Source organism: Limosilactobacillus portuensis, assembly GCF_014838735.1.
Taxonomy (GTDB): Bacteria; Bacillota; Bacilli; order Lactobacillales; family Lactobacillaceae; genus Limosilactobacillus; species Limosilactobacillus portuensis.
On sequence record NZ_JABUXQ010000156.1, the window covers coordinates 1 to 259 of the forward strand.

Here is a 259-nt window from a genome sequence, read left to right on the forward strand (position 1 = left end):
CTCACTGAGTTACTGAGCGATGTGCTCTTCGACTTACTTAGCGATGCCGACTCACTCGCTGCTACTGACTGGCTTCTTGAAATCGATTGCGATTTTGCTACACTTGCTGAACGACTTAATGACGTCGATTTCTCTGCACTCACTGAATTGCTTAACGATGTGCTCTTCGACTTGCTCAATGATGCCGACTCACTTGCTGCCACTGATTGACTTCTTGAAATCGATTGTGATTTCGCTACACTTGCTGAACGACTTAATG

The 259-nt window shown here is 45.6% G+C and carries 1 protein-coding gene; it reads left to right on the top strand.

The window, feature by feature from the left end; genetic code table 11:
• Nucleotides 1-210, top strand: a 210-nt coding sequence (locus tag HUK49_RS10965) for a hypothetical protein (protein WP_268890042.1), incomplete at its 5' end; no start/stop codon positions are given.
• Nucleotides 211-259 lie beyond the last annotated feature (49 nt).